The organism is Vibrio sp. 10N.261.46.E11 (genome assembly GCF_041472735.1).
GTDB lineage: Bacteria > Pseudomonadota > Gammaproteobacteria > Enterobacterales > Vibrionaceae > Vibrio.
Window position 1 is genome coordinate 1 of sequence record NZ_JBFRQW010000039.1, and the last position, 23,801, is coordinate 23,801.

The window sequence follows — 23,801 nt, forward strand, 5'->3', positions numbered from 1 at the left end:
TCTAACTGATCGGCATTAGCACCTGAGGGTGCCATTTTGGAAACTTTATTAGAAGTTCGATTAGAACTTGTAAGTTACAGCGAAGTAGTGACCTACGCCTGAAGTAGAGAATTCACCAATTTGTGGTTTATTCGGATCCAGTAGAGCACCATCTCTTAGACCGTATACATCTTGGTACAATTTAAGACCGTAACCTACAGCAAATTGGTCATTGTGCCAGTAAATACCATTGAACATAGAGCCGCCATTGCTTGACTGGTTGTATGAACTATCACGACCAAATTCGTAGTCAATGTAACCTTGGTAAGCAATGAATGAGCCGTTCTCGAAGTTCATGAAAGGTTTAAACCAGTTTGTAGAAAATTGGTAACCGTTCCAATCTTTCGCATTTAGATCGTACGTAGCGTAAAGGTTGAATTGCATTTTACCAAACCAAGGTACCATTACGTCTGAACCGATACCTGTTTTAGTTGCGTAACCACCGTCAGCTTTGCCATCAATAGTTGTGTAGTTTGCTACGTATAGTTCTTGTACTGGGCCAAAAGAAAGGTCTTTGCCAGTCAGGCCATCGATAGACATACGAGGTGCAAATTTAACAAACAGCTGATCGTCTTTTGCTTTATCACTGCCGCTATCGTTAGTTAGGTTGAATACATCAATGTAACCGTAAAGATCGAAGATACCAGAGCGTCCACCAAACTCCATTTCAAGATAAGTATGATCTTTGTCTTGAGGCTTCTCATCGATAGTGTGCATGATATTAAACTGCATCCAGCTGTAATCATTTTTGTGAGTATCGCCGTCAGAATAATCAGCCGCCATTACTGGAGCAGAAGCTGCTGCAAGTAGGCCAAGAGTTAAAAGTGATTTACGCATAATGGAACTCTCTATGTTTGAAATAAGTAACCCGCTAATCCGTGCGTGTTTATATGTCCGAATGCCGAGCATAATAGCGATTTTGTTCTCAAATAAAAGTGAGACAGAGTGAAAACTATGATTATTATGGTGAGCGCGATCACACTAACGATCTAAATGATGGAACTTTAATGTTGCTATGCATCTTGATGAATTCCTACTTCTATTGATTTTGTGTAATTCGATTATTTTGTGTATAAATTGGTGAAATACCGCTCTAAGCAAACGATTCTACCAAAAATCGTGACATGCATATCAAAATCAACAGTATTTCTTTCTAAGCGTTTTCTCGTAAAAAAACACCTAACTCAGCGAACGTTTCGATCCTGCCTTTGATCCATTTCCAAGCAACTCCGTACTGAAGTTTGAATCAATTGATGAACAATTCATGTGATGACTAACCTGACTTTTAACCCTGGTTGTTTTTTTCATCGCTGACAATATTGAGACCGTTCATTGCACCAATTTTGAGGCAACATTTAAAGATATGCTCCTGAGCTTATCTTCTGTGTGACGAACTGGTCGAACTTTTTGGAGAGAAGACCAATGAAATATTCACCTATACTTGCTGTAGCGATGTCAGCCCTATTCATTGTAGGGTGTAATGATGACGATCAACCAACCACCCAGCTGCAAGCTGTTCACGCATCGCCAGATGCTCCACTAGCTAATGTGTTAGTTAATAGTCAGGCTCGTTGGACTGGGGTTGATTATGCTCAGGCGTCTGGATATACCTCGGTCAATCAAGGCCTGACAACTCTACAGGTCGATGTTCAACTCCCCGGAGATGGTTTGGCGACAGTGATTCCGCCAAGCCAGTTCGATTTAAGCGGTGATTTAGATTACACGGTGATGGTGGTCGGTGATGCTGACGCTTCCAACAACCCAGTTGAGGCTCTCGTTGTGACACGACCTGCAGCAGGCACGGCGACGAGTTCGAGTTTGGATGTGCAAGTTGTTCACGCGGCAACTGGAGTTGGTGATGTGAATCTGTACGTTACAGCACCGAATGATCCTCTAGGCGCACCGATCGGAACTTTGGGATACAAAGGATTTACCGATGTGCTCAATATTCCTGCTGGTCAATATCGTGTGAGATTAGAAACCGTGAGTGGAAGTGCTATTGCTTTTGACTCTGGTGAAATCACTCTGTCTGGCGGTAGCGAGTTAACTATTGCGGCAGTTCCAAGAGCGGATTCAACCAGCACGTCTCCGGTGAAGCTGATGGTAATGGATGGCAAAAGTTCATCTATAATTTACGACATGGCAGAATCTGCAGAAGTGAGAGTAGGGCATTTAGTTGATGGTGCACCCTCTGTGGATGTGTTTGTAAACTCGGCTAAGTTTGCTCCTCTTGATGCTCTAATGTTTAAAGAAGTTCGTGGCTTCTTAGATTTGGCAGCAGGCAGTTACGATATCGATATTTATGAAACAGCAACCACCTCTCCAACATTCATTGATGTTGACGGTTTAGCGGTGTTTACCGGAATGGATTACAGCATCTATGCCGTGGGGACGGTAAGTCCTCTCAATTTGGAAGCGCTAGTAGTGCCTGAGAATCGCCGTCCTGTTGCGACTAGTGCGGTATTGAACATTACTCATGCAGCGGCTAATCCAATAGCAGCTTCGGTTGATATTTACTTAACCGAGAACGTGGGAATTTCTGGAAGTACGCCTGCGTTGAGTAATGTGAAATTCAAAGATTACGTGAATGGTATTTATGTAGCAGCAGGAACTTACTACGTGACGATTACTGTGGCTGGCGATCCATCTACTGTTGCTATTGACTCCGCGCCTGCGACCTTAGTTAACGGTGTTGTGTATCAAGTTGTGGCGATTGATGATTCGATGGGAACGGGATTTAACTTAATAGTACGTGAAACCACAGATTAATCCGTTAAGCGTCTGCAAATAGAAAATAGAAAATAGAAAAGAGAAAAGAGAAGAGGGTAGCTCAATGCTCCCCTCTTCTGTTTTGCTTTCTTTTTCTTTTATTCGTGGTTGTTTTTCGCTTTGTCTAATAAATCAGTGAAAAAGTGGCGCAACGAATAGAGCATGATCAAACTTGGTATCACCATGAGAGCAGTAAGTATAAAGAAGGTTGACCAGTCATTGAGGTAATCAACCAACTCACCACTGAATGAAGCCAGTGTGGTGCGACCGAAGTTACCCAAGGATGCGAGTAATGCATATTGGGTTGCAGAGAAGGCCTGCCCAGTTAATAACGTTAAGAAAGAGACAAAGGCTACTGTCGAAAAGGCGGTCGTGAAGTTGTCGACAATGATCGTTGCCAAGAACAAGGTTTCACTCGGGCCTGTCTGAGCGATCCACGCAAACATTAGATTACTTGCTGCCATTGCCACACCACCGATCATCAGTCCGCGTACAATGCCAAATTTCACATTGAAGACACTGCCTACCAAAGTGAAGAATATGGTTGCTCCCCAACCAATTAATTTGGAGTAATGACCGATCTGTTCGTTACTGAAACCTATCTCTTTATAGAAGGTGATAGACATTCTACCCAAGAAGGCTTCACCTATCTTAAATAGGAACACAAACAGTAGAAGGGTGATGGCAACTTGAACTCCGTTTCGTTTGAAGAAATCATAAAACGGTTCTAGCACTGTAACGCTGAACCAAGCGACGACTTTTGAACCGACAACTCTGTTGTGACGCTGCTGTGCTTGCTCTTGTAGGGCTTCACGCTGTGTGTTTGGCTCTCCGACAAAAAGAGTAAACAGCATTAATACAACAACGACACCTGCCATTCCGTAATACACGCCATTCCAACCGATTGAGTCTGCATTAATAAAGGCGAGATAGCCTGGTAGAGAATACCCCGTCCACCAACCAATTACCGCCATTGCAGAAGCTTGCGGCAGTTTTGATGCTTCGGATTTTGGGAAGGTATCAATACGAAATGCATCAATCGCGATATCTTGCGTAGCTGAGGCAATGGCAATAGCGAGCGCCAACATTGAGGTAAACGCCAAATTCTCTGCGGGATTGACGCCTGCGATGAATAAGGTGCCGATTAAAACAATGGTTTGGCAGAAAAAGATCCAACTGCGTCGTTGGCCTAATATCGCATGTAAAACGGGTAGTTTGACTCGATCTACCAACGGTGCCCATAGAAAGTTAATAGCATAGACAGCAAACACACTGCCGAAATAACCGATCGCAGCACGAGTTAAACCGGCATCTTTTAGCCAACCAGACATGTTGGATCCAATCAGAACCCATGGGAAGCCACTTGAACAACCGAGCATAAACACCCAAAGTAGACGTTTATCTAGGTAGCTGCGGAAAGTTTGCATCCAAGAAAGAGAGGGAGTGCCTGATGACATGGGGCGTCCTTGTATAGAAAACGCCCTCAATAATAAGGGCGTTACATTGGATTACTTAAGAAGGGTCACTTTAGTGATGACGATAGGGTCGACAGGAATGTCTGACATGCGGCCCATTCGCTTGGTTGGAATGGTTGCCATCTTCTGAACAACCTCAAAACCATCGGTTACTTTACCAAATACAGCGTAACCCGGATTGCCACCTTTAGCGTTTAAGAAATCGTTGTCTGCAAAGTTAATGAAGAACTGGCGAGTTGCAGAATCTGGTGCATTGGTGCGAGCCATTGCGATCGTTGCAGTATCATTCTTCAGGCCATTGCTGCCTTCATTCTTGATAGGAGCATAAGTTGCTAATTGCTTCATATCTTGATCGAAGCCACCACCCTGAGCCATAAAGCCCGGGATCACACGGTGAAACTGAGTACCTTCGTAGCTACCATCAGCAACATATTTAAGAAAGTTATCAACACTAACCGGTGCTTGCTCTTGGTTTAGCTCGATAGTGAAGCCGCCTAATGTCGTTTCTACGCTTACTTTCGGTCCAGCCCAAACACTCACGCTCACCAGCATTAATGCGATAGAAGATAGAATGCGCCCCATTAGAAACGTTCCTTCATGTAAGTTTGCAGCTCTTGGTCATTAGCGATTTCAGTAAGTACCAAGTTAATGACATCGTTAAGCACCATTGAGATGTCGTCGTTTGATGCACTCAATGCACCAGTGCGAACAGCGGTACCATTGAATGTCTTAACTAGCTTACCTTCCGGCGTTTCAGCGGTGACTTCAAGAGTCACTTTACCGTCCATTTGGTTTTCCATGATGGTGTGCTTGACAGTAACGAGAGCTTCTTGAATCTCTAAAACAATCGAGTTTTCACTGTTTACGCTTGCACGAAAACCTTGAGACTCTAACTGTTGAGCAATAGCGTTTTCTAGAGAAATTCGCATGTTTTGCTTAGCGTGAATTGGCTGAATGTTTGAACGGCCACTATCAACCAATGCAACATATTGAGCGGCACGAACATCTTTACTGGTTAGTGTGTATGTTTTGCCTTGTACAAGGTTGCTTGAGCTTAGTGAAGCTTCTGGCATTACGTTGATCTGTTCTTTCTGAGGGGCTGAACATGCTGTCAAAGCCAAAATAGAAGCAGCCAAAATCAGTTTTTTCATTCCTTTATCCTTTCTAAATTCACACCAGGAGCTCGGTATCTTAAATTCTTGTGACGTCGTTTCTGCTTATTTATTAAAATTCGCAGGTTCTCTTGTTGCTTGTAATATCTCAAATTTCTGGTTTAGTTCAAGCGTTTCAACGTTTGCTTCACCAAATAGTCTTGCTAGTTTGACATCGTATCCGAGGTGTCGGTTACCAATAACAATTAATTTGCCTCCGTTGCTAAGAACATGCTTTGCATCACAGAACATTTGCCATGCAATGTGATCAGTAATCGCTTGCTGTTGGTGGAACGGAGGGTTGCACATAACTAAGTAAGTGCTGTTTTTCTTAAAACCATCTAAACAGTTATTGGCGATGAACTGGAAATTACCTTCTTCGCCAAGGTTATCCTTAATATTTTGACGCGCTGATTCTACGGCCATAAAGCTTTCATCTACACAAGTGATACGTGCTTGTGGGTTTAATTGCCCGGCTTTTATACTCAATACTCCGTTGCCACAGCCTAGGTCGATGATATGACGCAGTTCAGGATCTTGTGGGATGTGCTCTAGCATATAGCGAGCGCCTTGATCGAGTGCCTCGCCTGAGTAAACGTTCGGTAAATTTTTCAGGCGAATATCTTCACCGTCTACATCCCATTCAACAAAAGGTTCGACCGTTTGAATCGGCTGACAATTTGGTGAAGAGAAAACCAAGCGATGTTTCTTCTTTGCCAAAGAAGTTTTGGTTTCACCTAGATACTTTTCGAAAATATTAAGTGTAGATGTGTGGATATCTTTTACTTTGTTTACACCGATGACTTGGCAGCCTTCTGGCAACGCTTGGCGTAGTTGGCTCAATTGCCATACTAGATGACGGTTTGTTTTCGGTAGTTGCATGATCACAAGATCGATACCGTGTGGAATATCATCCATCGTATTCAGGAAGTTTACACGGTTACTTTGATTGCGCTGCAAGTTTTTTAGCGCACCGCGATGAGAGATAAACGAGTCGCTCATCATGGTGACATCATGATCTTTAGAGAACCATGCTGAAAGGGCACCAAAGCTATCGTTCATGATCAGGATGTGTTTGCCAGGTTCCAGATTCATCTCTTCAACGTGAGTAATAATGTATTCGTCGCCCGCATCCCAAGCTTGAAGGGTTTCATTTGAACGGTTGGGGAAACGATGTAAGGTCAAAGTTCTATCGAGAAGAGTAAGTTCGGTTTTCATTGCTTGAGATACTTATGTAAGAAATAACAAAGATATTGTCTCAAATGCAGCCTGAACAAGATAGAAAAAACTCAACCAAACCTAAGTCGTTCGTTATTAAATACTCAGACAGTCGACCAGTTAGGGTTTATACTTCCCCCACAGATAATGCCAATACGTTATTAAGGAATCATAATGATCCAAGAAGTTATCGAAACAAAATTGCACAATGAGTTTTCACCAAGTCATTTAAACGTGGTCAATGAGAGCTATATGCACAATGTTCCGGCTGGTTCTGAGAGTCATTTTAAAGTGATTGTTGTCAGCGATGCGTTTGAAGGCTTGCGCCTTATTGGTCGTCATCGAGCGGTAAATAAAGCACTTTCAGAAGAGCTAGCGAATAATATTCACGCACTATCTATTCACACTTATACAAAAGATGAATGGATGAAGCAACTCGATAACGTGCCAGACAGCCCTATGTGTATGGGCGGTGGTAAGTAATAAAACTAACTGATAGAAGAGGTGGCTATGCTGCCTTGTTTATCGCCAGGCTGATGTGTTTTCAGGGTTTATATCACTCAAATTGATGTCAAATTAGGCGTCTTTAAATACCCACAATGAGTAATGTTTTTATTAACAGTGTTTCAACATAACTCGTAAAATATTAGTTTGTGACAGAGTATTAATCTCTTGTTTAAAACACGATTCAAAAGCCATTTTATCTGTGCGGCTCGTCAAATTTATACATATTTGAGAGTCCATATGCTTCAAATCTCACCAAATTAAGGCCGTATTCAAGTTATTGGTCATGGCATCAAGTTGTCAAAAAATGCTAGAATACGGCACCTGATAAATCTCACATAATCTTTGTGATGAGTTTATTAATGTAATGTTGCGATTTTGGTATCTCGAATTTACCAGAACCGGACACTGTAATGTCGTGTCTAAGGGCGATTTTAAAACGTCCCGAATTTACGCAATTAAAAGAATCTTTTTCCCGATAAAGTAGTGCAAGTGCGTATGATTACAATAAAGAAGGGTTTGGATCTTCCTATCGCAGGAACTCCATCCCAGGTGATTAATGATGGTAAGTCCATCACTAAAGTCGCCTTGCTTGGCGAAGAGTACGTTGGTATGCGTCCTACGATGCATGCTCGCGTTGGTGATGAAGTGAAGAAAGGCCAAGTTCTTTTTGCAGATAAAAAGAACCCAGGTGTTGTATTTACTTCTCCAGCAAGCGGTAAAGTTATTGAAGTAAACCGTGGTGCTAAGCGTGTTCTTCAATCAGTAGTGATTGAAGTAGCAGGCAATGAGCAAATCACGTTCAATAGCTATGAAGCTAGCCAATTAACAAGTCTTGACCGTGAAACGGTTAAAACTCAGTTAGTTGAGTCTGGCGCATGGACCGCTTTGCGAACTCGTCCGTTCAGCAAGGTTCCAGCAGTTGATTCTGAAACTCAGGCTATTTTCGTTACTGCTATGGATACTAATCCGCTAGCAGCTGAGCCAGAATTAATCATTAACGAGCAGTCTGATGCTTTCGTTGCTGGTTTAGATCTTCTTTCAACTCTGACTAACGGTAAAGTGTACGTTTGTAAAAAAGGTACTAGCTTACCTCGTTCAGCTCAGTCTAACGTTGAAGAACATGTTTTTGATGGCCCACACCCTGCAGGTCTTGCAGGCACGCATATGCATTACCTATACCCGGTAAATGCACAAAATGTAGCGTGGAGCATTAACTACCAAGATGTTATCGCATTCGGTAAGCTTTTCCTTACTGGTGAGATTTACTCTGAGCGTGTTGTTTCTCTGGCTGGTCCAGTGGTGAATAACCCACGTCTAGTTCGTACTCAAATTGGTGCTAGCCTTGAAGAGTTGACTGACAGCGAGTTAATGCCAGGCGAAGTTCGTGTGATTTCTGGTTCTGTACTTACGGGTACTGAAGCAACAGGTCCACATGCTTTCCTTGGTCGTTACCATCAGCAAGTTTCTGTTCTACGTGAAGGTCGTGATAAAGAGCTATTCGGCTGGGCTATGCCTGGTAAGAACAAGTTCTCTGTTACTCGTTCATTCCTTGGTCACCTGTTTAAAGGTCAGTTGTTCAACATGACAACGACGACAAACGGTAGTGACCGCTCAATGGTTCCAATTGGTAACTACGAGCGCGTAATGCCTCTAGATATGGAACCTACATTGCTGCTTCGTGATCTATGTGCAGGCGACGTTGATAGTGCTCAAGCACTAGGCGCGCTAGAGCTAGACGAAGAAGATGTAGCATTGTGTACCTTTGTATGTCCAGGTAAGTACGAGTACGGTCAACTACTTCGTGAATGCCTAGATACGATTGAGAAGGAAGGGTAATTTTCATGGGCCTTAAAAAGTTTCTTGAAGACATCGAGCATCATTTTGAGCCAGGTGGTAAACACGAGAAGTGGTTTGCGCTTTACGAAGCAGCAGCGACTGTGTTCTACACACCAGGTCTTATTACAAAGAAAAGCTCGCACGTTCGTGATAGCGTTGATTTAAAACGTATCATGATCATGGTTTGGTTCGCGGTATTCCCAGCAATGTTCTGGGGTATGTACAACGCGGGTGGCCAAGCTATCGCAGCACTTAACCATATGTATGCAGGCGCTGAACTAGCATCTGTTATCAGTGGTAACTGGCACTACTGGCTAACCGAAATGCTTGGCGCCTCCTTAGGAGCCGATGCAGGTGTTGGCAGCAAGATGCTACTTGGTGCGACATACTTCCTACCTATCTACGCAACGGTATTCATCGTTGGTGGTTTCTGGGAAGTTCTGTTCTGTATGGTGCGTAAGCACGAAGTAAACGAAGGCTTCTTTGTTACTTCTATCTTATTTGCGCTTATCGTTCCGCCAACACTTCCTCTATGGCAAGCAGCACTAGGTATTACCTTCGGTGTTGTTGTAGCGAAAGAGATCTTCGGTGGTACGGGTCGTAACTTCTTGAACCCTGCACTTGCTGGCCGTGCGTTCCTATTCTTTGCATACCCTGCTCAGATTTCTGGTGACGTAGTTTGGACTGCTGCAGATGGTTTCTCTGGTGCAACTGCTCTTAGCCAGTGGGCTCAAGGCGGCGGTAGTGCACTAATGAACGTAACATCTGGTGAAGCAATCACTTGGATGGACGCATTCATTGGTAACATCCCAGGTTCTATCGGTGAAGTATCGACTCTAGCACTTATGATTGGTGCAGCGATGATCGTTTACATGCGTATCGCTTCATGGCGCATCATTGCTGGTGTAATGATCGGTATGATTGCTGTGTCTACGCTGTTTAACGTGATCGGTTCTGATACTAACGCAATGTTCAGCATGCCTTGGCACTGGCACCTAGTTCTAGGTGGCTTCGCATTTGGTATGTTCTTCATGGCGACAGACCCAGTATCAGCTTCATTTACCAACAATGGTAAGTGGTGGTACGGCATCCTAATCGGCGCAATGTGTGTAATGATCCGTGTAGTTAACCCTGCATACCCAGAAGGCATGATGCTTGCGATTCTATTCGCAAACCTATTTGCTCCTCTGTTTGACCACGTTGTAATCGAGAAGAACATTAAGCGGAGACTAGCGCGCTATGGCAAGTAATAACGATAGCATTAAAAAGACGCTGTTTGTTGTTATCGCATTGAGCCTAGTGTGCTCAATCATCGTTTCAACAGCTGCAGTTGTTCTTAAACCTAAGCAGCAAGCTAATGCAGTTCTGGATCAGCAAACTAAGATCCTTGAAGTTGCGGGTATTGAGCTTGCAGGTGATATTCCAGCACTGTACGCAGAGAACATCGAACCTCGTCTAGTTGATTTCGCTACTGGCGATTTCGTTGACGGCGATGCTGCTGCATACGACCAACGTAAAGCGGCAAAAGATCCTGCTGAGTCAATCAAGCTTTCAGCTGAAGATGACATCGCTAAGATCCTTCGTCGTGCTAACACAGGTACTGTATACCTTGTGAAAGATGGCGCTGAAACTTCTAAAGTTATCATCCCTGTTCACGGTAACGGTCTATGGTCAATGATGTACGCATTCGTTGCGGTAGAAACTGATGGCAACACTGTTTCTGGTATCACTTACTACGAGCAAGGTGAAACTCCTGGACTTGGTGGTGAAGTTGAGAACCCAACTTGGCGTGCTCAATTCGTTGGTAAGAAATTATTCGACGAAAACCACAAACCTGCTATTCAGGTTGTTAAAGGTGGCGCTCCTCAAGGTTCTGAGCACGGTGTAGATGGCCTTTCTGGTGCAACACTGACTAGCGTTGGTGTTCAACATACATTTGACTTCTGGTTAGGTGATATGGGCTTTGGTCCGTTCCTAGCAAAAGTTCGTGACGGAGGTCTGAACTAATGTCTAGTGCAAAAGAAATTAAAAAGAGCATCTTAGCGCCGGTGTTGGACAACAACCCAATCGCGCTACAGGTTCTTGGTGTGTGTTCTGCTCTTGCGGTAACCACTAAGCTAGAAACAGCATTTGTTATGACTATCGCGGTAATGTTCGTTACTGCTCTGTCTAACTTCTTCGTTTCTTTGATCCGTAATCACATTCCTAACAGTGTGCGTATCATCGTTCAGATGGCAATTATCGCATCATTAGTAATCGTGGTAGACCAAGTGCTTAAAGCATACCTATACGATATCTCTAAGCAGCTATCTGTATTCGTAGGCCTAATCATTACTAACTGTATTGTAATGGGTCGTGCTGAAGCATTCGCAATGAAGTCTGCGCCAATCCCATCTCTAATCGATGGTCTTGGTAACGGTCTTGGTTACGGTTTCGTTCTTATCACTGTTGGTTTCTTCCGTGAGCTTCTAGGCTCTGGCAAACTATTTGGTATGGAAGTACTACCTCTAGTGAGCAACGGTGGTTGGTATCAGCCAAACGGCTTGATGCTTCTAGCACCTTCTGCATTCTTCCTAATTGGTTTCTTGATTTGGGCAATTCGTGTGTTCAAACCAGAACAAGTAGAAGCGAAGGGGTAAGGTAGTCATGGAACATTATATTAGTCTGCTAGTTAAATCGATTTTCATCGAAAACATGGCGCTTTCTTTCTTCCTAGGTATGTGTACATTCCTAGCGGTATCTAAGAAAGTTAAAACTTCTTTTGGTCTTGGTGTTGCGGTAGTTGTAGTACTTACAATCGCTGTTCCTGTAAACAACCTTGTTTACACGCACATCCTGAAAGAAAACGCGCTTGTTGAAGGTGTCGATTTAAGTTTCCTTAACTTCATCGCATTCATCGGTGTTATCGCGGCACTTGTACAAATCCTAGAGATGGTTCTAGACCGTTTCTTCCCACCTTTGTACAACGCACTAGGTATCTTCCTTCCACTGATCACAGTTAACTGTGCAATCTTTGGTGGTGTATCTTTCATGGTAACTCGTGACTACAACTTTGCTGAATCTGTTGTTTACGGCTTCGGTTCTGGTGTAGGTTGGATGTTAGCTATCGTTGCTCTTGCGGGTATCCGTGAGAAGATGAAGTACTCTGACGTACCTCCAGGTCTTCGTGGCCTTGGTATCACGTTCATTACTGTTGGTCTGATGGCGTTAGGCTTTATGTCTTTCTCTGGTGTTCAACTGTAGGGTAAGCACCCAGTAATAAGGAATAACAAATGCAAAGCATTATTCTTGGTGTAGCGATGTTTACCATTATTGTATTGGCTCTAGTACTAGTGATTCTTTTCGCTAAATCTAAGCTGGTACCATCAGGTGACATCACTATTGCTGTAAACGGCGACCCTGAAAAGGCGATCGTTACTCAACCTGGTAGCAAGCTACTTGGTGCCCTAGCTGGCGCTGGTATCTTCGTATCTTCTGCTTGTGGTGGCGGTGGCTCTTGTGGTCAGTGTCGTGTAAAAGTTAAGTCTGGTGGTGGCGACATCCTTCCAACTGAACTTGATCACATCACAAAAGGTGAAGCTCGCGAAGGCGAACGTCTAGCATGTCAAGTTGCTATGAAAACTGACATGGAGATTGAACTAGACGAAGATATCTTTGGTGTTAAAAAGTGGGAATGTACTGTTATCTCGAATAACAACGAAGCCACTTTCATCAAAGAATTGGCTCTAGCTATCCCTGAAGGTGAAGAAGTTCCGTTCCGCGCGGGTGGTTACATTCAGATTGAAGCTGAACCACATCACGTGAAATACGCAGATTACGATATTCCTGAGGAATACCGTGGTGACTGGGATAAGTTCAACTTGTTCCGTTACGAGTCTATCGTTAAAGAGCATTCGATCCGTGCTTACTCTATGGCTTCATACCCAGAAGAGAAAGGCATCATCAAGCTTAACGTGCGTATCGCAACTCCGCCGCCAAACAACCCTGACGTAGCTCCTGGTGTGATGTCTTCATACATCTGGTCTCTTAAAGAAGGCGACAAATGTACTATTTCTGGTCCATTTGGTGAGTTCTTTGCTAAAGACACAGACAATGAAATGGTATTCATCGGTGGTGGTGCCGGTATGGCGCCAATGCGTTCACATATCTTCGACCAACTTAAGCGTCTTAACTCTACTCGTAAGATGTCTTACTGGTACGGTGCGCGTTCTAAGCGTGAGATGTTCTACATTGAAGACTTCGACGGTCTAGCAGCTGCGAACGAAAACTTCGTGTGGCATTGTGCTCTGTCTGATCCTCAACCTGAGGACAACTGGGACGGTTACACAGGTTTCATCCACAACGTATTGTACGAAAACTACCTGAAGGATCACGAAGCTCCTGAAGACTGTGAGTACTACATGTGTGGTCCACCAATGATGAACGCGGCTGTGATCGGCATGCTGAAAGATCTTGGTGTAGAAGATGAAAACATCCTACTAGATGACTTCGGTGGTTAATCCATTTAAGTGATTGATATTATGGCTGACTCTTACGAGTCAGCCATTTGTTTTTCTAAGACTACTCGTGACAACAAACTGGCTTATATAAGAAAGAGTAAGGCATTTAAAATACCTATTTTTCACTCTTATTTTTCCTTATATAAATCCTCAACATTAGACAGGAGTAAGCAAGTGAGAATTTGGCTTGTTGCATTAACTTCTTTGATTTTTCTTGCGGGCTGTGAGCAGGCAAGAGAGCAAGTACATTTAAGTGGTCCGACAATGGGGACCAGTTATAACATTAAGTACATCAATGGCGATGAATTTCCTGAGTCTAAAGAAGTTCATACCGAGATCGATCGTCTACTTGAAGAAGTGAATGATCAAATGTCGACTTACCGTGAAGATTCAGAGCTGAGCCGTTTCAACCAACACAAAGGTGCAGATGCTTTCGAAGTATCGGAACAAACTGCAACAGTTGTGAAAGAAGCAATTCGTTTGAACGGTCTTACTGAAGGTGCATTGGATGTGACGGTTGGTCCATTAGTTAACCTGTGGGGTTTTGGTCCTGAAGCTCGTCCTGAAGTGGTGCCAACAGATGAAGAACTGGCAGCTCGTAAAGCAAAAGTGGGCATTTACCACCTAAGTGTTGAAGGCAATAAGCTGACTAAAGATTTACCGAACCTGTATGTTGACCTTTCAACCATCGCAAAAGGTTGGGGTGTTGACGTGGTAGCTGACTATCTTGATTCAATCGGTATTCATAACTACATGGTTGAAGTCGGTGGTGAAATCCGTCTGAAAGGCCTAAACCGTGAAAGTGTGGGCTGGCGTATTGCTATCGAGAAGCCAAGTGTTGATGAACGCAACATTCAAGAGATCATCGAACCGGGTGATATGGCAATCGCAACGTCGGGTGATTACCGTAACTATTTTGAACGTGATGGTGTTCGTTACTCACACATTATCAATCCAGAAACAGGAAAGCCGCTTCATCATAAAGTGGTTTCTGTGACTGTTTTAAACCCGTCTTCAATGACTGCAGACGGCTTATCTACTGGCCTTATGGTCTTAGGTGAGGAGAAAGGAATGGAAGTCGCAAACCAACATAACATCCCTGTGTTCATGGTGGTAAAAACAGCAGATGGCTTTAAAGAAGTTGCTTCTGAAGCATTTAAGCCATACTTAGGTAAATAAGGTAAGCGAGATAATTATGAATACATTTCTGATTACATTTGGTGTTTTTCTTGCAGTAATCGCAGCGATGTCAATTGGCTACATTATCCAAAAGAAAGTTGTGAAAGGTAGCTGTGGTGGCTTAGGTGCTGTTGGTATTGATAAAGTATGTAACTGCCCTGAACCTTGCGACGCGCGTAAGAAGCGTGAAGCACGTGAAGCTTACCGTGAAGAGAAGCTGGCTGAGCGCCAACAAAAAGAAGCGGCTTGGAGTAAAGACCGTATCGCTTAATTGGTGACAGTCATAGAGGAATAGAGTTATCTATACTCTTAAAATAAGAAGCTCAAGATTATCGTCTTGAGCTTTTTTAGTTTTAAGGTTTCGCTGTTTATCTTGGTATTAAAAACGGAAAAAAACGAATTTCTACTAGTCGATTTGCATGTTGTTGCGCGCAAAGACCAGTTGGTTCCTGCCTTGTTCTTTTGCAGTATAAAGCAGTTCATCCGCGGCTTTTATTTGCTCATCTAAACTGCCAACTAAGTCGGTTGCTCCGATACTCATGCTGACTTTAATCCGTTGCGAGTCATGGATAACCTCTTGGTTTTGTATCGCAACCCTCATCGATTCTAACGTGTCGACAAATTCTTCAAATGGTCTGCATGATTGAATGCAGAACTCTTCACCGCCGAAACGAACGGCGAGATCATCTTTAAAATGATTTTTGATGATCTTTCCGACTTCAATGAGTACCGCATCACCACCATCATGACCGTAGGTATCGTTCACTTTTTTAAAGAAATCGATATCCATCATGGCGATACTACGATGTTCGCAGCCTTTACATGTTTGATTGAATAGATAACGACGGTTCCAAAGTCCGGTCAGAGCATCCTCATTGGCATGACGAAACAGTTCATTGGTGGCCTCTTTCATATCGAGTAGTTGATGAATACGACAGAAAAATTCTTCTTGGTTGAAAGGCTTATATAGGAAATCGTTGGCGCCCGCTTTAAGGAAGCGAGCTGTCATGGTTCGGTCATCACTACCGGATAGGCCAAGAATAGCGAGCTGATTGCGATCTTGATGGACTCGGATATCGCGGGTCATCGAAATGCCATCTTTGTTTGGCATGTCATGATCGGTAACGACGAAAGTGATGTCGGGGTCGTTTTGGAGAAGCTCTAGTGCTTGTTCGCCATCTTCCGCTTGAATCGTTTGAATATATTGGTGCTCAAGAAGTTGCACTACATATCGACGAACTACAGCAGAATCATCAACAACCAAGGCTTTATGGTGTCGGTTATTTGAGATTCGATTAACCAGAGGAAGCAAATAACTGACTGATGACATGCTGTCTTTGAGGATGTAATCAATCACACCCTTCGCGAGTACTTGTTCTCGAAGTGTGTTGTTGAACATGCCGGTTAGGACTATGATTTTTTGTTGATAGCCGAGTACCAAATCAATGATCTCGCCATCTTGACCATCAGGTAAGCAGTAATCGAGCACTGCACACAAGAAATCCGTCTCTTGCTCTAAGATAGCTTTAGCTTCAGCCACTGATTCAGCCAGTGCAACTTCATAGCCGTCGTTTGTCAATTGCTGGTACAGGTAGTTTCTGAATGCACGACTATCTTCGACTACTAGTATTTTATCACTCAAAAGTTATCCCTACTTATAGGTTAAATACTCTCTAACAATACTATCAGAATAGTAAGTGGCTAATGAAGTTAAAGCTATTTAGCTGGGCTCCAGATCATTTTAAATCTGAGAATAATTGATTATACTGTTTATAAATACAGTTGTAAGGTTGGATTATTCCTAGATGTGTAGTGCGGGTGAAGAGAAAGTAAGAAAGATAATCCACGTTGATATGGACTGTTTTTACGCAGCTGTTGAAATGAGAGATAACCCTGCTTACCGAAATCGACCACTTGCAGTAGGGGGGCATGAAAAGCAGCGTGGCGTTTTGAGTACCTGTAATTACGAAGCTCGCAAGTTTGGTATTCGTTCTGCAATGCCGACGGGAAAGGCGCTGCAGCTTTGTCCCAATCTGTTGGTTGTGCCGGGAAGAATGTCAGTCTATGTCGAGATATCGAAGAAGATCCGCGAAATCTTTTCTCGATATACCTCAGTGATTGAGCCGCTTTCTTTGGATGAAGCGTTCCTAGATGTGACCGATTCAAAACAGTGTCATGGATCGGCAACACTTATTGCCGAATCAATTCGTCGCGATATCTGGAATGAACTTAACCTGACCGCTTCTGCTGGTATTGCGCCGATTAAATTTTTGGCGAAAGTGGCTTCAGATCTGAACAAGCCCAATGGTCAGTTTGTTATCCCTCCACAAGACGTTCAAACTGTGATAGATAAATTGCCACTCGAAAAGATTCCTGGTGTTGGCAAGGTCAGTATTGAGAAGTTGCATCAAGCGGGCTTCTTTACTTGTAAGGACATTAAGGAGTCTGACTATCGAGATCTCTTGCTCCGGTTTGGCCGTCAAGGCGCATCACTGTGGAAGCGCAGCCATGGTATTGATGATCGAGAAGTTATTATTGAGCGTGAACGAAAATCGGTAGGCGTGGAGCGAACTTTTACTCAGAATATTTCTACTTACGCAGAATGTTGGCAGGTAATAGAAGACAAGCTTTTTCCTGAGCTTGAAACACGTCTAGAGAAAGCTAGCCCAAGTAAAGCGATCATCAAGCAGGGCATTAAGCTCAAGTTCGCCGATTTCCAGCAAACCACTATTGAGCACATACACGCCTCTCTTGATCGCGAACACTTCAAAGAGCTGTTGAGCGAAATACTAAAAAGGCAGCAAGGGCGAGAAATACGCCTGCTTGGTTTAAGTGTCATGCTACAACCCAAAGACCAGATGCGTCAGCTGAGCTTCTTTTAGGGAAAGGCGCTAAGAGTTTAGATTTAGAGGTGTTGCTGGAAGTACTGGTGTTTGAATACCGACTAGACTTCATAGCCTAGCCAGTTTCTATATCAATACGTGAGATGCCTTATCTAGGAAGTTGTTTAACTCGCGCTAAGGTATCACTGAATGGTTGTTGCTCTAGCTTCCCGTATCCAACCATTTTGCTGGCTTTAAGCTTGGTTGAAAGCGGTGTGGCGATTCCGCATAGAAAACGCGTAATGGCTTCGTCGGTGATCAATTGTTGACTCTTAGATACAAATTCATGAATCCATGTTATTACTGTCTCGTCGTCAACGGATTCAACATCGACGGTTGGTAATATTGCCACTTCACCACGGCATACAGAGCAATGACCACAGTTTGTTGGTGCCTTATCATCGGCAAAGTAACTCGCTAGGCGTGAGCTTAGGCAGGTGCCTGCCTCAAAGAAGCTCAGCATTTGATTAAGGCGATTTATCTCACTGTTCTCTTTTGCCTTAAACAATTCAGTTAGACGTTCCGATAACTGCATCATGTCTTCAGAGGTGTTGTGGATCGCGTAAACATCCGTGATCTGCTTACTTTCCAACTCAATCCAGCCTTGTTCATTGAAGTAATCGATAGCCGCAATCACACGCTGACGATCCGCTTGGAAGTGTGTCCAGAGCGCCTCGAAGTCGACTTGGCACCAGACTCTCGCTTGTGGTGAGCATTGAAAGATAGCTTCAACAAAGTTACGACGTTCGCCTTGGAATTGCTCGGTGATCTGCTGCTTAGTACGTATGAATTTAAATTTGTAGTCAGCAAAGTAGCTGTATTTAGGCTCAATCACGCCTTCAATTTCCAGGTAAACTAGCAGTGTTTTAAGCGGCAGCTGACGAATGTTGGACTCACGCGATAGCTGATTAAGCATGATCTCCCATTGGTTTGCACCAGAAGCTCCAATGTTTTGGTTTTCGTAGATCTCTTTCAAGACAGCTTGGATGGAGATGTTGTCCGGCGTATCACCAAATACGAAGTTCTCTAGCGTACTGAGGCCATACTTATTGGCGAGAAGAATACATGTTGAAGGTTGACCATCTCGGCCTGCTCTGCCGATCTCTTGCGAGTAGTTCTCTATCGATTTTGGTAAGTCGAAGTGAATCACACGGCGAATGTTGGACTTGTCGACGCCCATCCCGAAAGCAATGGTCGCCACAATACAATGCACGTCATCATTCATGAATTGATGTTGAATAGCATCTCTATTTTCTGGTTTAAGCCCCGCATGGTAAGCGACTGCGTTGATTCCAGCATTGCGTAGTTGTTGCGCCACCATCTCTGCTGTTTGCTGAAGGGTGACATAAACGATGGTTGGAGCTTGAGGCGCTTGATTAGCGACAGAGCACAAAGTCTCTAGCTTACTAGCTTGTTCACAAGGCTGAATCGAGAGATCGAGATTTTGACGATAGAAACCCGTAACAACAACGCGTTTCTCATCAATATCAAACTTAGACTTCATGTCTTGGATAACTGAGGTTGTTGCGGTTGCTGTGAGTAGCAATACCTGTGGGATATTCAACTGTTTTTGGTATTGAGGCAGCTTGAGATAATCGGGTCTAAAGTTGTGTCCCCACTCTGAAATACAGTGCGCCTCATCGACCACAAGTAGCGAGATAGGCACTTGGGAGATAAACTGGCGAAAGCGTTCGTTCTTCAAACGCTCGACGGAGATCATCAGAATCTTGGTGTCTCCGTTACGCACAGACTGCATCACCTGTTGAGTGGTCTGTCTGTCTTGGCTAGATTCTATCGCAGCGGCGCTGACCCCTTTACTGTGTAAGAAGCTCAACTGGTCTTTCATTAAGGCTAACAGTGGAGAAATAACCAAAGTTAAGTGCGGCAACTCTAATGCTGGCAATTGATAGCAAAGCGACTTGCCTGAGCCTGTTGGGAATATGGCGGCAGTCGAGTGACCAGATAGAACATTATCAATGACTTGCTTTTGCCCATGACGCAGTGAGTCGAATCCGAATACTTGTTTTAGCTTCTGCTCAATCATTTATGTTCTACCTGAGTTATTAAGTGTCGTATTGATGTTCAATCGGGCGCTTATTGATGATTGCGTCGCTTGATAAATCAAATGTCTTGCACCTGATTGTACCTAATTCTATTCTGTAGCTCCTATAGAAAAGCACCCCAATAGTATGAATAAGTCTGAGCTTCGCCAAATAATCATAGAGCAACTTGAATCCCGATTACGTATTGCACAATCTGCTACTCAACGCGCTATTGATGCGGCGACCGATGAAGAGACAGTGCCTGAGCATAAGTACGATACATTGGCGCTAGAAGCCTCGTATCTTGCCCACGGTCAAGCTGTAAGAGTGCAAGAGTGTGAAGATGACATTCAGTTTTATCGTAACTTAGTGCTGCGTGATAGTGAGAAGATTACGGTGAGTAGCTATGTTGTGGTCATAGACGAGCATGATCAATACAAACACTTTTTTATGGGGCCGAGAGTCGGGGGACTGTCTGTCACGTGGAATAACAATGAAGTTGCTATCGTGACGGAAAATGCACCTTTTGGTCAGGCTCTAATGGGAAAAAACGTTGGCGATGAGGTTGAGTTTAAGGTCGCGGATAAACAGTTCTGCTATGAAGTCATATCTGTCGACTAACTGAGTAACGGATATATATAAAACGTTTCTCTGACAAAGAAGCATAAACTCAAGGTATAGTAATTGGTCAGATTAATGAGAGGATGTTATGAAGAACAATGTATTTATGAAACACGGTGTATTTATGAAAAACAGTGTGTTTATGAAAAATAGTGTATTAATCGCATCGTTAACAGCGGCTGTCGCTATTATTAGTCTGCCAGCGTCTGCTGCTCAGTGTCGAGTTGATTTGAAGAATGAATTACGAATCGATGACCAAAAAGTCGAAATCCATCAAGTGAATGGTGATACTGCCGTTTTTGATGGTAACAACGACTTATATATTCATGGTGAGAAAGTTGAGCTTGATGCCGACCAACAAGCGGCGATTGAGAAATACCGCGAAAACATGAGTGAGTACTTACCACGCGCAAAGCAAATGGCTAACGATGGCTTAGCGTTAGCGAATGACGTTATTGATGACATTGCCGCTAGCCTAGATTCACCGGAATCATTTGATAATGTAAAAGAGTCAATGAAAACCTACTTTGATGAACTGGAAGCTCGTTACTACAAAGATGGAGAGTTAGTGTTACCAGCAGACAGTTTTGATTCGATGGCCAATGGTTGGTCTGAAGATTTCGAGAAGGCTAAGGAGATCTTTAACCAAGAATTTATCTCTAGCGCTTTTAATGCGATGTCAGAAAAAATGAAACAAGATGGTGGCTTAAATCTTACTGAATTGGCTGACAGCATGGCTGCATTAAAGCTTAAAATTGAAGAGCGCATGAAAGAACACTCTCAACAAGTGCAAGAGGAAGCGAATGAGTTCTGTGATTCTCTTGATGAGATGGCAGAACAAGAGCAACAGCTGCATGAAATCATTCCGAACCTAAAAGACTATCAAGTCTTCACGATCTAATTTGAATCTAACTATAAGTCACAAGAGCACCATTTGGTGCTCTTTTTGTTCGTATAAATTGAACAATATGACGAGTAATCATCTCAATTCAATCCATTGTTTCTCTAGTCCTGAACCTTGCTTTACTGCTTTTCGGTAAACGATAAGACCAGTTATTTGTTAATTTAATGGTTCTAAATAGCGTATTTGTTGTAAAAACTAGAAGATCGCTCATTTATTAGTTGTGCCTATCATTGCTTTTGATTACTGTACTTTTAAACTAGTTCACTGATTTTTAATGCGGGCAATATGGACCAACAATCTTCCTCTTCAAGAGAGCACTTTAGCTCTCGTTTGGGTTTTATTTTAGCAGCGGCGGGTGCAGCTGTTGGCTTAGGTAATATTTGGGGTTTCCCAACCCAAGTCGCCAGTAACGGCGGTGGTGCTTTTCTGCTTGTTTACCTAATTATGATTTTCGTGGTTGCTTTCCCGATGCTGGTGGTTGAGATGGCTATTGGTCGACATGGCCAAGCAAATCCTGTCGATAGCATGCGTTCTTTGACTACAAACCCGTTAGGCAAGAAAGTCGGTGAATTTGTCGGTTGGATTGGGTTGAGTGTTCCAAGTGCAGTGCTAGCGTTTTATAGCATTGTCGGTGGTTGGTTGATCTGCTTCCTAATTGGTGCTGTCGCTGACCTGATTGGTCTAGAGGCTGCTGCTGATTGGTTTAAAGGCTTCAGTGTTGAGCGCAATGTTTTTGGTACCGTCGCATTCTATGTACTGACTATCTTGATTGTTCAGGGCGGTGTTAAGCAGGGGATCGAGAAATGGTCGACCCGTTTGATGCCTGCGCTATTTGTGTTATTTGGCTTATTGTTTGTTTACATCATGACGCAATCTGGCGCGATGGAAGGCCTAAAAAATTACCTTGTTCCAGACTTTGAGAAAGTGTGGGATAGAAAACTGATTCTGGCGGCAATGGGACAGGGCTTCTTCTCGCTCACTATTGGTGGCTGTTCAATGTTGGTTTATGGCTCTTACTTAAGTAAGAAAGAGAACCTGCCAAAAATGGCAATGAACGTTACCTTAGTTGATACCGCGGTTGCTTTTATTGCGGGTTTAGTCGTGATGCCTGCGATGTTTGTTGCGATGCAAAAAGGTGTTCAAATCTATGCTGAAGATGGCTCATTACTGAGCTCTGATACCCTAGTATTTACGGTTTTGCCTTTGATGTTTGATAGCTTAGGTGTGCTTGGTCAGATCTTTTCGATTGTTTTCTTCTTGTTGCTAACGATTGCCGCACTGACTTCTTCTATCTCAATGCTAGAAGGTCCGGTAGCGCTAGTGAGTGAGCGTTTCAATACTAGACGAACGCCAACTAGTTGGGTGATTGGTGGTGTTATCGCGTTGTTCAGTGTGGTGATTGTTTACAACTTTGCTGCTATGTTTGGCATGGTTGCGATGATAGCAACTCAGTACCTTCAACCAGTCGCAGCACTGATGTTCTGTGTATTTGGTGGCTGGGTGTGGAGTCGAGCTTCAAAAGTGAAAGAGCTTGAGCAAGGTTGTCCTGATTTTCAACTTGGTTGGTTTGGTAAGGTTTGGCCAATGTATGTGAAGTTCGTATGCCCAATCCTAGTTGCAACGGTTATCTGGGCTTCATTTGGATAGTAGAACATTTAGCGTTTAGAGCATTAGATTTCAGTTCAAGGCCACTCTCAATGAGTGGTTTTGTTTTTTATGTTTTACTCATGAACTATTGAGTTCTTCAGTTTCTTATTCTAGATAACCCCGCTCGATTAAGACCAATCCAATTTCGTTTAAGAAGTGACTTCATACCGAATATCTTGCAGATTAAATCCAAGATCAATGTCGGTTTTGAGCGCAGAAACGAGCTTACATACGCGAGCCGATTCGATATGTTCGTCGAATTTCTTACGATATTTTTTCGGTAAGTCTTCCGCTTGGAATGCAGCTTCGATATCAGGGTACGTCGTTAATATCTCTTTGGCTGCTTTTGGCCCTATACCTGGAATACCGGGGACTTGGCTTGAGCTGACGCCTGTTAATCCCCAGTAATCTGCTAGCTGTTCAGGCTTTACACCAAATTCAGCTTCGATAAAGGGTTTGTCTAACCAGCGATGTTGGAAGTAATCACGGATTTGTAGCGTTGGTGACAACAGTTGGCAGTAGCCCTTATCCGTGGAAATGATAGTGACGGTTTCTCCGTGGTCAGCGACTTTCTTTGCCAATGTTGCGACGAGATCATCCGCTTCATCGCCGTCAGAGAGCAGTGAATCAATACCTAATTCCCACCAAGCTTGTTGAATCACATCGAGACCTTTCATTAATGGTTCTGGCATCGGCTTACGGTTTTGCTTATAAGCGGGAAGGACTTCCGCACGCCAACCTCGATCTTGTAAATGATGATCAAATACCGCAATGATATGAGTGGGCTTAGATTCGTTTAAGATGCGATTAAGAGTGCGAGCTGTCGTGGTGATGGTTCTTGCAATATCGTTTGGATCCGGCTGAACGGAGTGCACGCGTCGGATGAGGTTCAAGGCATCGATAATAACAAGATGGATAGACATAAGTTTTCACTAAATAGGCAATAAAAAAGGGGCTGCTAGCCCCTTATAGTAACGTATCACTTGGTGAGTTGAAACTTTGGCGACGTAAACGTCATGACTTGTTTAACTT

General features: G+C 43.5%; 22 protein-coding genes. 14 read left to right on the forward strand and 8 right to left on the reverse strand.

Annotation, left to right across the window (positions count from 1 at the left end; genetic code table 11):
* Positions 1–60 precede the first annotated feature (60 nt).
* Positions 61–948, reverse strand: coding sequence for an outer membrane protein OmpK (locus AB4407_RS12460; protein WP_372120764.1), 888 nt, complete (start codon positions 946–948; stop codon positions 61–63).
* A gap of 513 nt (positions 949–1,461) precedes the next feature.
* Here AB4407_RS12460 and AB4407_RS12465 point away from each other — a divergent pair.
* The gene (locus AB4407_RS12465; protein ID WP_372120765.1) at positions 1,462–2,808 is read left to right on the forward strand and encodes a DUF4397 domain-containing protein; all 1,347 of its coding nucleotides are present in this window, start codon (positions 1,462–1,464) and stop codon (positions 2,806–2,808) included.
* 98 nt (positions 2,809–2,906) lie between these two features.
* Here the strand turns inward: AB4407_RS12465 and AB4407_RS12470 are convergent, their stop codons facing one another.
* The 4 genes from AB4407_RS12470 to AB4407_RS12485 form a co-directional block, all read right to left on the reverse strand.
* Positions 2,907–4,265 (reverse strand): AmpG family muropeptide MFS transporter, encoded by a 1,359-nt coding sequence (locus AB4407_RS12470; RefSeq protein ID WP_372120766.1) that lies wholly within the window; start codon positions 4,263–4,265, stop codon positions 2,907–2,909.
* A 51-nt stretch (positions 4,266–4,316) separates the two neighbouring features.
* Complete coding sequence (locus AB4407_RS12475; protein ID WP_372120767.1) at positions 4,317–4,865, reverse strand: peptidylprolyl isomerase; 549 nt, start codon at positions 4,863–4,865, stop codon at positions 4,317–4,319.
* Positions 4,865–5,434, reverse strand: a complete 570-nt coding sequence (locus AB4407_RS12480) for a YajG family lipoprotein (RefSeq protein WP_372120768.1) — start codon at positions 5,432–5,434, stop codon at positions 4,865–4,867. The genes AB4407_RS12475 and AB4407_RS12480 overlap by 1 nt, the downstream gene beginning before the upstream one ends.
* Before the next feature lie 66 nt (positions 5,435–5,500).
* Positions 5,501–6,652 carry a methyltransferase gene (locus AB4407_RS12485; protein WP_372120769.1) on the reverse strand — a complete coding sequence of 384 codons (1,152 nt, stop codon included), beginning with the start codon at positions 6,650–6,652 and terminating at the stop codon, positions 5,501–5,503.
* Positions 6,653–6,826: 174 nt separating this feature from the next.
* On the opposite strand from AB4407_RS12485, the gene bolA reads away from it, so the two are divergent.
* The 9 genes from bolA to nqrM all read left to right on the forward strand — a co-directional run bounded on the left by bolA (position 6,827) and on the right by nqrM (position 14,944).
* Positions 6,827–7,135, forward strand: coding sequence for a transcriptional regulator BolA (gene bolA, locus AB4407_RS12490; protein ID WP_009848370.1), 309 nt, complete (start codon positions 6,827–6,829; stop codon positions 7,133–7,135).
* Between the two features lie 519 nt (positions 7,136–7,654).
* Positions 7,655–8,995 (forward strand): Na(+)-translocating NADH-quinone reductase subunit A, encoded by a 1,341-nt coding sequence (locus tag AB4407_RS12495; RefSeq protein ID WP_372120770.1) that lies wholly within the window; start codon positions 7,655–7,657, stop codon positions 8,993–8,995.
* A gap of 5 nt (positions 8,996–9,000) precedes the next feature.
* Positions 9,001–10,245 carry an NADH:ubiquinone reductase (Na(+)-transporting) subunit B gene (locus AB4407_RS12500; protein WP_372120771.1) on the forward strand — a complete coding sequence of 415 codons (1,245 nt, stop codon included), beginning with the start codon at positions 9,001–9,003 and terminating at the stop codon, positions 10,243–10,245.
* Positions 10,235–11,002, forward strand: a complete 768-nt coding sequence (locus AB4407_RS12505; protein WP_372120772.1) for a Na(+)-translocating NADH-quinone reductase subunit C — start codon at positions 10,235–10,237, stop codon at positions 11,000–11,002. The genes AB4407_RS12500 and AB4407_RS12505 overlap by 11 nt, the downstream gene beginning before the upstream one ends.
* A complete protein-coding gene (locus AB4407_RS12510; protein ID WP_008223083.1) occupies positions 11,002–11,634 on the forward strand; it encodes an NADH:ubiquinone reductase (Na(+)-transporting) subunit D in 633 nt (210 codons plus the stop codon). Before AB4407_RS12505 ends, AB4407_RS12510 begins: the two co-directional genes overlap by 1 nt.
* A gap of 7 nt (positions 11,635–11,641) precedes the next feature.
* Positions 11,642–12,238, forward strand: a complete 597-nt coding sequence (gene nqrE, locus AB4407_RS12515; RefSeq protein ID WP_009848375.1) for an NADH:ubiquinone reductase (Na(+)-transporting) subunit E — start codon at positions 11,642–11,644, stop codon at positions 12,236–12,238.
* 29 nt (positions 12,239–12,267) lie between these two features.
* Positions 12,268–13,494, forward strand: a complete 1,227-nt coding sequence (nqrF, locus tag AB4407_RS12520; protein ID WP_017631923.1) for an NADH:ubiquinone reductase (Na(+)-transporting) subunit F — start codon at positions 12,268–12,270, stop codon at positions 13,492–13,494.
* 174 nt (positions 13,495–13,668) lie between these two features.
* Positions 13,669–14,673 (forward strand): FAD:protein FMN transferase, encoded by a 1,005-nt coding sequence (locus tag AB4407_RS12525; protein WP_372120773.1) that lies wholly within the window; start codon positions 13,669–13,671, stop codon positions 14,671–14,673.
* 16 nt (positions 14,674–14,689) lie between these two features.
* Positions 14,690–14,944 (forward strand): (Na+)-NQR maturation NqrM, encoded by a 255-nt coding sequence (gene nqrM / locus AB4407_RS12530; RefSeq protein WP_009848378.1) that lies wholly within the window; start codon positions 14,690–14,692, stop codon positions 14,942–14,944.
* Positions 14,945–15,079: 135 nt separating this feature from the next.
* Here nqrM and AB4407_RS12535 read toward each other — a convergent pair whose 3' ends face one another.
* Positions 15,080–16,315 (reverse strand): response regulator, encoded by a 1,236-nt coding sequence (locus AB4407_RS12535; RefSeq protein WP_372120774.1) that lies wholly within the window; start codon positions 16,313–16,315, stop codon positions 15,080–15,082.
* Positions 16,316–16,478: 163 nt separating this feature from the next.
* Here AB4407_RS12535 and dinB point away from each other — a divergent pair, with 163 nt between their 5' ends.
* Entirely contained in the window at positions 16,479–17,555 is a 1,077-nt protein-coding gene (gene dinB / locus AB4407_RS12540) for a DNA polymerase IV (protein ID WP_372120775.1), read from the forward strand.
* A 109-nt stretch (positions 17,556–17,664) separates the two neighbouring features.
* Here dinB and AB4407_RS12545 read toward each other — a convergent pair whose 3' ends face one another.
* A complete protein-coding gene (locus tag AB4407_RS12545) occupies positions 17,665–19,599 on the reverse strand; it encodes an ATP-dependent DNA helicase RecQ (protein ID WP_372120776.1) in 1,935 nt (644 codons plus the stop codon).
* A gap of 145 nt (positions 19,600–19,744) precedes the next feature.
* Between AB4407_RS12545 and AB4407_RS12550 the strand changes: the two genes are divergently transcribed.
* The 3 genes from AB4407_RS12550 (at position 19,745) to AB4407_RS12560 (ending at position 22,769) form a co-directional block, all read left to right on the forward strand.
* Positions 19,745–20,218 (forward strand): GreA/GreB family elongation factor, encoded by a 474-nt coding sequence (locus tag AB4407_RS12550; RefSeq protein ID WP_372120777.1) that lies wholly within the window; start codon positions 19,745–19,747, stop codon positions 20,216–20,218.
* 106 nt (positions 20,219–20,324) lie between these two features.
* On the forward strand, positions 20,325–21,119 hold the full coding sequence (locus AB4407_RS12555) for a YggN family protein (RefSeq protein ID WP_372120852.1): 795 nt from the start codon (positions 20,325–20,327) through the stop codon (positions 21,117–21,119).
* A 288-nt stretch (positions 21,120–21,407) separates the two neighbouring features.
* On the forward strand, positions 21,408–22,769 hold the full coding sequence (locus AB4407_RS12560) for a sodium-dependent transporter (RefSeq protein WP_372120778.1): 1,362 nt from the start codon (positions 21,408–21,410) through the stop codon (positions 22,767–22,769).
* 149 nt (positions 22,770–22,918) lie between these two features.
* Here the strand turns inward: AB4407_RS12560 and xni are convergent, their stop codons facing one another.
* Entirely contained in the window at positions 22,919–23,692 is a 774-nt protein-coding gene (xni, locus tag AB4407_RS12565) for a flap endonuclease Xni (protein ID WP_372120779.1), read from the reverse strand.
* Positions 23,693–23,801: the final 109 nt, after the last annotated feature.